The organism is Candidatus Limnocylindrales bacterium (assembly GCA_035626395.1).
Lineage (GTDB): Bacteria > Desulfobacterota > Binatia > UBA1149 > CAITLU01 > DASPNH01.
This window is the reverse complement of the sequence record DASPNR010000011.1, coordinates 208,310-222,503: the sequence shown is the minus strand read 5'-3', so window position 1 is coordinate 222,503 and position 14,194 is coordinate 208,310. Positions and strand designations below refer to the sequence as shown.

The 14,194-nt window shown below is 58.3% G+C and carries 10 protein-coding genes; 5 read left to right on the top strand and 5 right to left on the bottom strand.

The window, feature by feature from the left end:
• From VEC57_06730 to VEC57_06715, 4 genes are all read left to right on the top strand, one after another.
• On the top strand, positions 1–121 hold a 121-nt coding region (locus VEC57_06730), incomplete at its 5' end, for an ATP-binding protein (GenBank protein HYB98816.1).
• Between the two features lie 939 nt (positions 122–1,060).
• A complete protein-coding gene (locus VEC57_06725) occupies positions 1,061–2,662 on the top strand; it encodes a DEAD/DEAH box helicase (protein ID HYB98815.1) in 1,602 nt (533 codons plus the stop codon).
• Entirely contained in the window at positions 2,662–4,470 is a 1,809-nt protein-coding gene (locus tag VEC57_06720; GenBank protein ID HYB98814.1) for an ATP-binding protein, read from the top strand. The genes VEC57_06725 and VEC57_06720 overlap by 1 nt, the downstream gene beginning before the upstream one ends.
• A 9-nt stretch (positions 4,471–4,479) precedes the next feature.
• Positions 4,480–5,409 carry a phospholipase D family protein gene (locus VEC57_06715; protein HYB98813.1) on the top strand — a complete coding sequence of 310 codons (930 nt, stop codon included), beginning with the start codon at positions 4,480–4,482 and terminating at the stop codon, positions 5,407–5,409.
• 50 nt (positions 5,410–5,459) lie between these two features.
• On the opposite strand, the gene VEC57_06710 is transcribed toward VEC57_06715, so the two are convergent.
• The 5 genes from VEC57_06710 to VEC57_06690 form a co-directional block, all read right to left on the bottom strand.
• The gene (locus VEC57_06710) at positions 5,460–6,263 is read right to left on the bottom strand and encodes a phosphoadenosine phosphosulfate reductase family protein (GenBank protein HYB98812.1); all 804 of its coding nucleotides are present in this window, start codon (positions 6,261–6,263) and stop codon (positions 5,460–5,462) included.
• On the bottom strand, positions 6,260–9,529 hold the full coding sequence (locus tag VEC57_06705; GenBank protein HYB98811.1) for a hypothetical protein: 3,270 nt from the start codon (positions 9,527–9,529) through the stop codon (positions 6,260–6,262). The genes VEC57_06710 and VEC57_06705 overlap by 4 nt, the downstream gene beginning before the upstream one ends.
• A gap of 293 nt (positions 9,530–9,822) precedes the next feature.
• Positions 9,823–10,785, bottom strand: a complete 963-nt coding sequence (locus VEC57_06700; GenBank protein ID HYB98810.1) for a DUF4007 family protein — start codon at positions 10,783–10,785, stop codon at positions 9,823–9,825.
• 244 nt (positions 10,786–11,029) lie between these two features.
• Positions 11,030–12,568, bottom strand: coding sequence for a DNA phosphorothioation-associated putative methyltransferase (locus VEC57_06695; GenBank protein HYB98809.1), 1,539 nt, complete (start codon positions 12,566–12,568; stop codon positions 11,030–11,032).
• Positions 12,569–12,595: 27 nt separating this feature from the next.
• Entirely contained in the window at positions 12,596–12,817 is a 222-nt protein-coding gene (locus VEC57_06690) for an HTH domain-containing protein (GenBank protein ID HYB98808.1), read from the bottom strand.
• A 1,063-nt stretch (positions 12,818–13,880) separates the two neighbouring features.
• On the opposite strand from VEC57_06690, the gene VEC57_06685 reads away from it, so the two are divergent.
• A complete protein-coding gene (locus VEC57_06685; protein ID HYB98807.1) occupies positions 13,881–14,153 on the top strand; it encodes a DUF4236 domain-containing protein in 273 nt (90 codons plus the stop codon).
• The last annotated feature ends 41 nt before the right edge of the window (positions 14,154–14,194 follow it).

Here is a 14,194-nt window from a genome sequence, read left to right as displayed (position 1 = left end):
CACCGCGATCCTGGACCGCCTCCTGCACCACGCCATCACGCTCAACATCCGCGGAAACTCCTACAGGCTCAAGGACAAGCTCAAGGCTGGCCTGGTTCAGGAAGCAGAGGCGCAGCAGTGAAACTCAGGGTGGGGAATTTTCAGTTCCCATACCTGGGGAAAATTGGGTTCCCCTTGACAGGCGACGCACCGTGATTGTGTGGTCAGGGAGTGGCAGACGCATTGTGTGGTAAAGTAGCGCACGTCACTCGCACCGTGCGGCAGGCCGTTGCATCGAGGGAAGTATGGAGGATGCCCGCTGTTGCGCTTCAACCAACTCTGCCGACTCGGTAACAAGCGAAGGTGCGGTGCCAATTGGCGTGTCAGGCAGATCAGGACGGAGGGGCTGCTTCGATGGCCCATCTCCGGCAGCGCTGGCTTCGACCCTTTCGGTTCGGGACTGTTAGACGAATGAAGATTCGTATCTTGCACGCTGGCGAGATCCACTTTGACGGCCCTCGGGACCTTGCCCGCTATGACGGTGTCCGCGAGGAGCCGAATAAATTCCTGGAGGTTGGCGGGTTGAGTGGCGAGCCGATCCAGCGCGGGGCATACCCACCGGACCCTTCGCGCCCGAGCGGTAGCACTCACGCGTCGGCGCCAGTTTGGCGGGGACGAACGAACTCCGGCACGACAGCCCGAACCGGCCGAGATGTGTTGAACTACGGAGAGGAAATCGCCGCGCGAGGAAGCGTTCTTCCGCCAGGAGACGAACGAGGGTTTCGTGCCCACAAGCTTGGCAAACTCCAACTGGATCACTCCAGTCTTGGCGCGAAGGCTCTGGGTACTTTTCGCCAGATTGTCGCACGCCTGTTCTTAGGCGACAAGCTTCTGCATGCCGCGAGGGCACCGGAAATAGTGGCTTTCAAGTTCGTTGATGGTAGCTCGTTCGGCCGCGTGAATCCGCATGTTCTTGCCTCCGCAAAAGTTTTTGGCACCACGGCAATCCGGAACGCTCCTCGGTCGCGTAAGACAGCAAGCGAGCCCTTAGAGAAGACATTGGGCACACAAGAGGTCTGTCATGCGCTTTGACCAAGTCCTCTCGCGCGCTGACGACGAGGTGCTAGAACAACTAATAGGTCCACCAGTCGTCCGCCTTCTTAATCTCCTCGACCCGTCTCTCGCGCGTCCTCGCCGTCTACGGGGCTTGGTGACGTCCTTTCGTCCCGCCGACGAACTTCTCCGCGACCCGGATGCCAGACGCGAGCTCCTCGACCTCCTGCCGCCCGACATCGCCGAGACACTGGCCGCGGTGCTCGGTGGTCATAGCCCTGACGCTTACGCATTCCTCCGAAATCTCCGTATTCCGAAAGGTTCGCATAAAGAACGTCTGATTTTTGACTTCTTCGGGGTCCCCCCTACGCCTGTCGATCCAATCGAACAACGCCCTGCGATCGGCGAATCCGTATGCGATTATGCGCTATTCGCTCACCAGCGTGTGGCAGTGCGCAAGGCTCAACTTTTTCTGCGAAGCAGTCCGCATCGCGTTTTGCTACACATGCCGACCGGCGCAGGGAAGACGCGTACTGCTATGCACCTCGTAGCTAATGAGCTACGAGGTCGCGAACCGTGTCTCACTGTGTGGTTGGCATACAGCGAGGAGCTCTGTGACCAAGCTGCATCCGAATTTGAGGCGGCATGGAAAGCGCTGGGGGACCGACCCATCCGTATCTACCGATACTGGGGCACCCGCTCGCTTTCTATTCCCGACGTCCACGATGGTTTTATGGTCGCGGGTCTTGGCAAGACCTACGCGACAGCCAAGCGGGATATGGATTTCATTGTTCGCCTCGCTGATCGCGCATCTCTGGTGATTATCGACGAGGCACACCAAGCGATCGCAGAGTCGTATCGTCTAGTTCTTGAAGTACTCGTAGACCGTAACCCCGGATCCAAATTGTTAGGCCTGACCGCTACTCCCGGTCGAACATGGAACGACCCAGACAAAGACATTGAGCTGGCAAATTTCTTTCACAGAAACAAGGTCTCGCTTGAGGTTCCCGGATACCCGAATCCGGTGGACTACTTGATTGATGAGGGGTACCTAGCGCGCCCATCTTTCGAATCGTTGAGCTACGGTGGCGGCCCAACGTTGACGACAGATGATCTCGCGAAATTGTCGGAATCGCTCGACGTACCTGAGTCGGTCTTAGAGAAGCTCGCGGAAGACGACCAGCGCAACCTCGTAATTATTGCAAAAGTAGAGTCGTTGCTTGCACAACACGCGCGTGTGTTGGTTTTTGCAGCAACTGTTGCACACGCACGTCTGTTAGCTACGGTCCTAGAGGCGCGCGGCAAAGACGCCGCCGCTGTCACTGCTGCCACGTCGGCCAACGAGCGTCATCGGTTGGTCACAAAATTTCGGAGTTCTACACCAACACCCATGGTCCTCTGCAACTATGGCGTGCTGACAACAGGTTTCGATGCACCCCGGACTAGTGCTGCAGTCATTGCACGGCCGACCAAGTCCCTTGTGCTGTACAGTCAGATGGTCGGCCGGGCGACGCGCGGTCCTAAGGCCGGTGGAAACGCGCGGGCTACAATCATTACGATAGTAGATACAGCTCTGCCCGGGTTCGGGCGTATGAGCGACGCATTCATGAATTGGGAGGATGTTTGGTGATGGCCGATTCGCTCGCTTTTGACCTAGTACCGACCCACCTCGCCGTGCAAGCAATGCGCGACAACGGCTATCGCAATACGGCCTATGCGGTTGCGGAACTCATTGACAACTCGATACAGGCGGGGGCGACATCAGTCGAGCTCCTCTGCTGCGAGGATGAGGAGCTTGTGCAGCACCGGGTACGACGACGGATTGCTCACGTGGCGGTCTTGGACAACGGTTCAGGGATGGATGCCAAGGTACTGAGAATGGCGCTCCAATTCGGCAATGGTACCCATCTTGGCGATCGAAATGGCATTGGACGTTTCGGAATGGGGCTACCATCCGCGTCGATAAGCCAATGTAAGAAGGTCGAGGTCTGGTCATGGACGGATGGTCCGGCGTCTTCGGTGTACAGCTATATCGATCTTGAAGAGGTGGCCCGCTCGCGAATGCGTGAGGTGCCGGCACCAACTCCACGCGCACTACCCGAGCTCTGGACCTCCGTGGCGAGAAGCGTGGCCCGATCCGGTACACTGGTGGTGTGGTCGGTACTTGATCGGTGCATGTGGCGCACTGCCCTAAGCGTGATCCGCAACTCCGAATTCCTGATAGGGCGTATGTACAGACGCTTCCTACACGACGGGCGCGTGGCCATTCGCCTCGCCGCTTTCGTGAAGGACGATCCGACTACGATGACAATCGATGACTACGCTGTCGCGAACGATCCGATGTACTTAATGGTTCCAAGCTCCACGCCCGCTCCGTACGATAATGAACCGCTGTTCCAGCACGACGGCGATAACTACGAAATCCCAATGGAGATTGAATTCCAGGGGGTTTGTCACACTGTAAAGATCCGCTTTAGTTTCGCACGAGAGGAAGCACGCAACCGCCCTAACGCAGGCGCCACCGATTATGGCAAGCACGCGGCGAGGAATATTGGGGTCTCGCTGGTCCGTGCAGATCGGGAACTCGACATGGACCAAGCTTTGGTTAATGGCTACGACCCCCGAGAAAGATGGTGGGGCGTGGAGGTAGACTTCCCTCCCAGCCTGGACGAGCTCTTTGGCGTCACGAACAACAAGCAGGCTGCACGACATTTTTCGGAGGTCGCCTCGAATATCAAGAGCCTGCTCTCCGGCGGCGAAACCTCGCTGACTGAGCGTTTGGACAATCTCAAGGAAGACGAGGATCCCACGCTTCCACTCATGGATATAATCTCGCTAATCGACCGCCGTCTCGGCACTCTCCGCAACCTGATCAAAGTTCAGCACAAGGGCACTGGTAAAGGTCGCAAACGTTACGATCCGAATGCTCCCGAGGTTCAGGCCACTGAAGTAACCAGGGAACGGCAACTCGAAGGCCACGAGGGCTTCAGCGATGCCGACGAGCAACTTCCTGAGGCGGAGCGAACCGCAACCCTGACGCAGGAACTGGTCGATACTGGTCTCGGCGAAGAGCAGGCACGCGAGCTCGCCGCACGGACGATCGAGTCGGGGATCAAGTACACATTTGCGGAGGCGAATCTCGAAGGCCGGTCGTTTTTTACCGTGCGTCCGGTCGCAGGAGAGATTCTCATCAAGATCAACATCAACCATCCCGCCTACAAAAACCTCGTCGAAGTCCTTGAAGAGGACGTGGATGACGACCTGTCGCCAGAACATCTTCGCGAGCGACTTACGCGCGCGAACCGTGGGCTGAAGCTGCTTCTGATGGCGTGGGCGCGGTATGAGGACGAGCAACCTTCAGAAGAGAAACGAGAGGAGATTCAAGACATTCGGACGGATTGGGGTCGCGTAGCTGCACGCTTCCTCAGGAACACATAGTGGACGACTGTGATCTTTTCTCAGATCGAGCGGCTTTGTTGCTCCACGGAGAAAGAGATTGTGATTGTTGCGCCATTCATGAAAGCTCCAATCGTGAACCGCGTACTGAGAGCAGTTCCCGATACGGTTGCCGTAACAGCGATCACTCGTTGGTGGCCTGAAGAGATCGTACAAGGTGTATCAGACCTAGATGTCTGGCTGTGTTTTCGAGATCGGCCGCTGGGGAGGCTTTTTTTGCGCCACGACCTTCACGCAAAATACTACCGTGGCGACCACACCTGCCTGGTCGGGTCGGCGAACCTTACAGCACGCGCACTTGGCTTAACAATGTCGCCGAACTTGGAACTCCTTGTGGAGCTGCCAAGCTCCGTAGTCGCCATCCAAAACTTTGAAGCGAACGTGTTCGAAAATGTCGTCGAAGTAACAGACGACCTTTATCGTTGTACCGCTCAAGCTGTACAAATGCTGTCCACGCAAATATCGAAGGTAGAGGACGAACGTCCGGGCGGCGATGCGACCTTCGACATCGGTGTTTGGCTCCCAGCATCTCGGCAACCGGAGGACCTGTATGAGATGTATTGTGGCAACGCAGAGGTCGTGCCATCGAGTTCGCGACTGCCGGCCCTGCGCGACCTCCATGTCCTTCAAATACCGCCGGGCCTGAATCCAAGCGCTTTCGAAATGGTCGTCGGGACGCGACTACTGACGATGCCGGTCGTAGCGGCCGTGGATCGCTTTGTATCCGTAAAGGAACGCCGATTCGGAGAGGTGCGCGACCATATCTATGCACACGCACCAACGCTCGATTCATCGCACGCGTGGCAAACGCTATTTCGTTGGTTGATGTATTTCTTGCCACGACGGTACACCTACCGTCGTCCGGCGCACTCGGAGCTGATAGGTCGGGCGTCTAACGTCGACGTAGCAACGCCCGTTTAAGCGCTCCTTTAATTGATGGAGAAACACTTAGCCGCCTAAGCTGCCCCCGACTACAAGTGGCATATTAAACAGGAAGATTCGTCGTCGTCTTCCTGTGGCTCGATCGCTTCTCCGAGGATCGACACGAGAGTTGTGCCCTTTGACGTGGTCCTCTTACGTGCCTCTCCGTCGCGGATCTTCCGCGCGCGGCTTTCATTTTCCAGCTCTTCAAGGCTTTCGTTCTGTTGCCAGGTATATCGTTTCCCCGATTCCAGATCGGTCTTCTCGTACGACTTGGCTTCCTCGAACAGCTCCGGGTGATTGCCCTTCAGCCCCAACCACTCGTTTTTCCGCTGGAAGAAACAAAAGTAGCAACCAGACCGCGAACGCCATTTGTAATAATCAGGAAGCCCCAGCCCGGCTTCGTCCAGAATTCTGAGAACGTCAGCTTTCTTGATACCGTCTTCCTTGAAAGGGAAGCGCGCCGTGATGTTCTCCTTTGTAGAGATGTATCCGTCGCGGTCTTCATCCGCGCGTATGCCGATGTAGGTTACGACGGGGCCGTCTCCCACGTAACGCTCGAAGGGGACTAGCTTCAGCACTCGGGTACACCAACGGCTTCTCGGAGATGGGAGATAGTTGCCGTGAACCTCAAGCCAATGATCAAAACCGCGGTCGGCGTTCAGGCGAGCTATCGGTTTTCCAAGATACGCTTCCAACTTAGCCAAATACTCGTAGGTTTCCGGAAGCTCCTTCTGGGTATCGGTAAAGATGTACTCCATCTCGGGGATTCGGTCGCGCAAATACACCGCCAATGCCGCGCTATCCTTTCCACCCGATAATCCAAGAATATGCCGAACCCGCTCCGCGGTCATGACTGAGTACCTCGCTCTTCTGACGTGTGCTCCGCAGCATCCTCATCCAAGAGGTCCTCGATCGCTAACGAGAGCGCCGCTAACAGCTCAACATGTCCCAGCTCAGAGCGATGCCCACGGACCATCTCAGCTAGGGCCTCTCTACAGCGGCCGACACGCGCGGCGTCTGGGCTGCTCACGGTAACTACTCGTGCACGCTCCACAAGACCCGGTCGTGCAACAGAAACCCGAAGCAGCAGCGCGTCCACGTCTGCATGTGACGGAGAATCAGCGCCGAACGTAAGGGCTTCGAACGTCGCGAATTTCTTAGCAGCGACACCGAGCGCAGCCTCAAAGCGATCGATGTCCACATCATGCCATGTTGTGGGAGGCTTGCCCGACAATAATGTTGCCAATGAAACCAGCCAGTCATCTGCCGAAAGAGAGGTATCTCGGAGTCGCCCCACCAGAGTTCGAACGGACGGCTCCACGACAATGGCTTCAACGCGTGCGGCTCGGTGAGAGAGCTCCGTCCTTAGACGATTGGCATCGCCGCGAACATCGAACGCTTGGCCCAGCCGCTCCGAGAGCCGCGACCGCAAGCTAGCATCGGCACTCTCAAGCTCAGCCAATGCATCACGAAGCCTCTCTACGAATGCAGCCACATCCTCACGACGCACCGCTCGGGATGACTCGAGCCCGTCAAAGCCACACGCTCGCGGGAGGTCACGAACCAAGAGCGTGTGTGGCTCCTGCGCGCGAAGCAATACCTCCCGGATTGCAGCGGCGTGGGGCGAGACCTGCTTGGTGCGACGGGCATACTCGGAGAGCGTTGAAACTCGGCTGACGAGGCTGCGAACGATGGGGACGATCTGCCTCCCTTTGCGTTCGCCCTTTCCAAGCAAGAGGTGCGCTAGTCTTGCGAAAAGGTCGGCACGTGGGCCGTCCACGTGGAATCTTTGGACTTCAAACCGCTTCGGACTACGAAGCATGCGCTCGACGATAGGACCAGAAAGTCGCGGGATGAACCGATCATCCTCGTAGACTGCCACCTCATCGGCGAGTTGCACGAGACAGACGAGCACCAGAAGCGGCAGCACGCCCTGCTTGACGCCATACGGCGGTGCACTGAGCGTGTCGTAGAGGTCGGCGAGTGAACGTCGTTTCCGCTCCGAACCTTCGAGTTTACTGTAGATTGCGGCCCAAACCTGCTGTAGACCCCCGCGCTGCGCGTTGGCTGGCGGAACGAAGCACCACCCTGCCGACGTCTCGACATGGAGGCTGTGAGCCTGCAATATCGAACGATACATGGCGAGTTCAGGCGGATTACCTTCGAAGCCGAGATTCTTTTGATCTCCCCGTTCGACAATGGCTTCCGCCAGGTTTCGCCGTGCACCCGCCGCAGGCGTTGAGAGCTGACGCCGATTCAACAGCTCACTATGGATATAGGGTGCGTGCTCGTAAGCATGATCACAGAGCTCCGAAAGGAACGCACTGATTGATCGACCCGATCTGAGACCATCGATTCGGCCGTTGCGTCCATACCACTGCGTCGTCGCCTCACCACTCCACAGCCCGAGTAGTAGCATCCGCAGCTGACTCTCCGCATCTGCCAACCGGCCTTCCAATTCCCGTCTTGCGATAGGGTCGCTGTGGAGCTGCTGAGTTTGTGACAGAACCCACTCAATGGCACCGACCTCGTAGGCGGCATCACGAATGACTTCAGCGTCATCCGGCATACAAACGAGAACAGGGATATCCGACGGACCAACTTTCAGCCACATGAAGGCCTCGGTCAGCCGTTGGCGGACCTCGCCAGCAATCCGCTCACTAGTTGGAAGCATCAACCAAACGAGTCCATCCTCCTCGCCTCGTCGCGTCGAAAGCCCCTCGTCGATCTGGCTCTCATCGCAATACGAAATAGAGAAGTAACGGATGGTCCCGGTAGTAAAAAGATGTCTCTTGGCGACCAGGGGTTGCGGTGGGACGAGGCGTTCAAGACGCGGAATGAGCGTCCGCTGAAGGTCCGCTTTTTGATATGCGGACCTTATCAAATCATCGATATTAAGATCGCTCCCCTCCCAAAGTTGGTACGCCGCCCGATACTTACGAAAAACGACCAACGAAGCCTGCACCAATCGTTTCATCGCAAGGAGGTACTGACGTTCGCTTGTACCTCTCCCAACTCCCACCGCCGAGCGAATGAGGTCGTCGGACGCCGATAAGCCGGTCGCCGAAGACACAACGTTCAAAAGTCCGATCGTCTTGACGATCCTCGCTTCGAGATCACCCGAGGATTCGGGCAATCGGCGAAGTGCCTCGTCCACCTGTGCCCATCGACGTCCTACAACACCATACAGGCGGGCACCCCAAGCGGTAGCTACGTAATCGTAGAGACGGTCGATACCATACAAGGGCCAGTCTTCGATTGGTCCGGAGCGTGCTTCGCCGAGAAACGATTGGAAGGCCCCTGGCTCTGTTGAGCCCAAGAACGCGAAGAGTGAGCGTTCATTCTGCGATAGACCGCTGCGAAACAAAGGACCCAAAAGCAGAGCGGTCACGGGATGAAGCGGCGCACACGTCGAAAGTAGCGACGCGACGTCCTCGTCGGAGTGCGCGAGGGCGGCGGTGCACGATTCGAGATCTTGTGCGATAACGCGGGTGTCCGTCACGATTTTCGCCGGTAGCCGTGGCTTCTCAATGGCAGTGCCTATCAGCCGTACTACCTGATCAAGGGACTCGAGGAACGCGATGTCTTCGAAACGTCCCTGTACTTTGGCCCAATCGTTTCTCTGGGCAACGCCGACACGCCCGGCATATCGCTCAAACGCCTGGTGGAGAAGCGTAACAAAGACAATCGGGGTGTCACCGCTTCGATTGGCCGCTTCGGCCAGTTCCTGAAACAGATGAATATCACCTCTGGTAGGATGCTGGGATGCGAATTCAAGGAACTTGCCTGCCTCATCAACGATTATGAGAATTCCTTGACCCGACGTGGCCGACTCCTGAACCTTCCGCGCGTACTCCTCGACCAGCGTGACGATGATATGCGTATTGATCGGGCGACCTTCGAGCAGCTTTGCATGTGCGTCACGGATCTTCGAGAGCACTTGCGGTGGCCGGCGGCTCCAGAAGCCCGCAGCGCTCGCAAGGAGTGCGCGCAATAATGCCTCGTCGAGCGGTGCTCGTTCGCCTGTTATGACGATGGGATGTAGTCCGCCCGCCTCTGCGATGGTCCCTGATTTGCCGAAGAGCGACGCCCACAGCTGCGGATCGGCCTGCTTCAACAGAGCGCGAGCACCCGCCCCTTTCGGTGTCTTGGGAACGCGAAGAAGTCCTGTCAGGAAGAGGGCAAAGGCCGACTTGCCGGAACCGTAAGGGCCGGTGAGACTCCAGGCCCGCGCCGTGTCACGCGCGACTAAGCCATCTGCGATGCGACGTAAAACTCGCCGAACGAGCGGCGTGACAACATAGCCTTCTAGCCAATCATCTCGCGCTGTGTCGCGCTCCAGGTGAACTGAGCGTCGATAACGGGAACGGACGGAGATTAGATCGGCCCAAGTCTTCGGTGTCGATTGCTTCACGCGGCGACCCCGCGGCGAACGTCGAGTCGAGCTTTCTGAAAGTAGTCCGACATGATTTCCAAGCTGGTGGGGAGTGTCCCCCGGATCGCAATCTGTCGTAGGCCTGCGGTCTCGTCGTAAGCCAGCTTTCCAGCCGTAATACGCTCAAGTCGCTCAAGACGGACTAAAAAGGCCTCCTCGGAAAAGACGAACACACGCCCCGGAGAGCCTGCAGCAAAAGCGATGTCGTCAAACGCGATTGTACTTAGGCCCTCAAACCGCCGAACGAGAAAGTCCACGAGCACGGAGGCGACCAGTTCATCAGGCAACCCAGGGCGGTCAGCTCGTTCTAGAACAAACGAACGTCCAGAATCCGCTGTTCGGACTAGCCCAAGCTCCGCGAGCGGACACAGAAGTGTGTCTTCTAGTGGTACAGTTCGTGTTGGTCGAGACGCCGCGTACGTCCGCACGAAGCAGTCGACGTCGCGGACTATGCTGCGATCCGCCGCCCGGGCACCGTGGCCTTCCGCCCAGGTCCGCACAGCCTTCACGAGGTCACTGCGCGTAAACTCCAACCGCGGCAGCACGTTGAAGGCGTAATACCACGTCGCGGTGCGCGCCGGAGATCGCACTAACTGCCAGTGAAGCATCCAAAGACTTGCGGGATCCTCCAAGTAAGGATCCCATTCGGACAGCAGCGCTCGACCGAAGTCGGTCGGCTGAACCGCCGGCTCTCCCCTCAACGCGCCCAGTTCACGCTCGCACAAGATGTTGAGGGCGAGGCCCCAGTGCCGCATCGACCTAACCATGTTCTTGCCAACCCCGAGCGTGACAAGGGCGTCCTCCCTGCCAAAAACTTGAGGGTCAGCTAGTACAGCGTCCAATGCCTTCTTCGGCCAGGTGATTCGAAACGGGAAGGTCTCGTGCCCGGTGAATCCTAAGCGGGCGACCTTACTGTTCGTTGCTCGGCGTCCCATCATCACCCCCCGCGCGCAATCGCTGTTTGGCCACGAACCGCATTACGTCATCCATATGGAATCTAAGAACCCGCCCAACCCGGAAACTCCGCAGTTCCCGCCGCTCGACTAGATTGTAAACCGTTTTTGTCGTCACCCGCAGGTAGCTCGCCACCTCGTGGACGGTCCATACCACTTCGAGAGCGGCCTGGGATTTAGGTTGATTTGGTTCCACGACGTTCCATTTTGGAAAACGTTGAACTCTGTCTCAAGCCCTCCCACCGAGCCTGCCAGGAGTGCGCACAGCCGTCGACTCCACGGATGTAATAGCCCTGAGCGCGTGCCCTTCGAGGCGGAAGCCGCGCAGGGCTAGCAGTTCGGTCCATTGCCGGCGCATACCGATATCGGGGCGATCGAGAAGGCCGGCACTCACCTCAGCCTCTGTCAGTTCACGGAACCGCCCAAAGTACGGGTAGGTAGGCAATACGAGCGCGTCTTTGCGATGGAGGATTGGCGGGTTGTCTGACTTGCCAAAATGCCTGATCTGGTATGACGCGCGCGGCAGATAGACGCGCACGCTATAGAACAGCGTCGGATGCGGGTCGCCATCAAAATCGTTGTACTTGAGGAACGAGATCGCGCGGCCGTCCAGGCGGACCTTGACGACGTCGTAGGCTACGTCGCCGGTCACCGATCGAGCGGCGCAAAGCAGTAGTCGCAATACGGCGGGAAGATCGCTTTCAGCAGAGGTATGAAAATAGAGGTCTTCTGGCAACAGCTTTCCGACCCCCGCCTCCCGACATGCCTTGCTCACGACGTCGGCATTGCCGAGACTGAACAGCAATCGTTCACTCTCCTTCAACGCACGCTGGTAACTTCCCCAAAGGCCGCGAATGTCTGCACGGACAGTGCGCTGTAAGTCTGCCGCGGCCGGAAGCGGTACCAGTTGTAGACGCAGCGAGGCAAGAAAGGTCAGGATGTCGTGCTTGCGCTGTTCTCGCGTCCCTTCAAAGCTTTCCCGGTTGATTTGACTGAGCAGCAACCGTTCGATGCGCTGTGGAGAGCCGAATCGCTCACACAGAACGTCGTACGAAGAGAATTCCTCCGGCAAGGGCACACGTCCCAGTTCATGTGCGCGCCGAACATACCGACGCGCAATGCGGTCCGCCTTGAATTCGGCGATAAGGTCGCTTCGATACTCTAGCCGTCGCGTGAATGCGCGATTGGCGACGAACCGAGCCTGGATAGCGGGGTCTTTAAAAATGTACACGATCCCAAGAGCTGCAACCTGGGGTTTTACGCCGAGCACTTCAGTTACATAGGTCACGAACTCGGTCTGGTCGTAGATTTTTTGAAATGTGCCCGTTCGCGTAAGATGGCCGTCGGCGAGGTCAGCGACGGGCTCCAGCGCACGATCGACGCGTACGCTAACGACCAACAGCTGCCTTGCAAGCTCGTACGCCGTTCTTAGCGTCTCACTCCGTTCACTGGGGTCTTCGATGACGTTCAGGACGTAGGCGAGATTGACGACATCTGCGGGTATACGGTCGACATTCGGCCGGTAATGCGGATCCCAGCCATCGACAACGACCTTCTGCTTACGCAGAAAGCGGATGTCTGCACCGCGTCCGCAACCGTAATCAAAGACGCTGCATTCACGATGGATCAACCCTTCCGAGAGGGCGATGGCAATTGGCCGCGAACACACGTCCCGGTGCATCGCAGTTTTGGCACGAGAGCGCAGTAGATCGGCGCGTTGCGTGGCGTCACAGGTACCTACATTGAAAGCCGCGTCTTCGTTGATCATTTTGGAGTCCAGCAGATCGAAAATCTACTAGCGGCGTGCGGTGAATTGGCTCGGCCCCACTTTCTTCACTGCACAGTCGTCACCCAGCGTTTGTATGCGCTTGTAAAGAGCTCCAGCAACCATGCTGCCTGGATCCTTTGCTCGGAAAACGTAGAGCCCCTTCTCCGCGATAGCTTTTGCGATCGCGGCCGCATGCATCGGCTCACGCGATGCGATAAGTATCTGCTCTGCTGCCTCTGCAATCGTCATTTGTGCCTCCTGAGACATCTGGTCAAACGCAGCGCACCCCGGTTTCGTATTGTGCGGCACGGAATCTAACGCCGGTACGACGAATCAGAAAAGCACTGCGCGGTCGCGTTGCCATCAGTGTTAGGGCAAGCCCAATCGACCTATGTCGGCCGCCGCCTGCCGGTCCGACTACTTCCAGGAGACCCACCCTGCACGAACTTGGCACGAAGGCCGCTCAAGCCTGTTAGCTTATTCATATTCACGATATGCGCGCGGCAAGATCCGCAGACCCGAGGCGGATGCGACCAGTTGCTGCGGTACCGCAGCAAGCATCCGCACTTCAAGCATACCGACTCGATCCAGGCGGCAGGCTGGCGCTTTCTCTTGCTTCCCATGAAACACCGTCCCTCGGGGCAAAGGTATTCCTGCGTACGTAGTCTCGCAAGACGACCGGCTGCGACTTTCCCGAGGGCATCTGCCGCAATCTGCTTGCGCCGTTCGGCCACTGTGGCGTGCCCGACAACGTGGACTTGCACCAATATCCCCTAGCGTAGTGGACGCTTCGATGAAACCCAGCTGGAGACGGCGGTCGCCACGCGGACACGCGCCGCCAATGCGCTCGATCAGTACAGCCGCCGCGCCGCGACGAGCGACGCACGCTGGCTTTCTGTGTCTCCAAGCGCCACGCGAATTCCATGCGCTAGTTCTTCGCGGCAGCTGATGTGCGTGCCGCCGCCGTGCACTCGGGCGCCACCACCTTCGATCCGCGCGCGCTGTCTCTGGTACGCTTGGCCACCGGGGGGACCTCGACGTCGTCTTCGCCGTGGACATGTTCAACGGGGGCCTGGACCTGCCCGAGCTCGACGCCGTGATGATCCGCCGGCGCCGCGCTGTTGATGCGGCCGCGGAAGATCCGACGTCTTCCTGAAGCCACCGAGGCGGCGCTCGCGAGCGATGATGCTCGTCGATGGCGAGTGCCGTCGAAAGACGGCGCCTTACACGGATTGGGCACGCTCATCGCAGAGCCCGCCACGTAGTTGTATGAACCCCGCCCACGACAGACTATCGTCGCCGAGGGCGCACCATGGGCTGGAACTTTCGCAGAAGCATCAACCTCGGCGGCGGCTTTCGCGTCAAACTGTCGAAGTCAGGTGTGGGCGTGAGCGGCGGCACTCGCGGTCTTCGGATCGGCATCGGACCTCGCGGAAAGCGCGTGAACGTCTCCGTGCCGGGCACGGGAATCGGATATACCAAGCAGGAGGGCTGGCGGCGGGGCCAGACCCGCAGCGGTTCCTGGATCGGAACGATCGTCATTCTCGCGCTGCTCGCCCTGGCCGCAGCACTGTTCGTCGGCTGAACTCTTCGTCGTGCAGCACCGCCTGGGCCTATCCCGCCCCG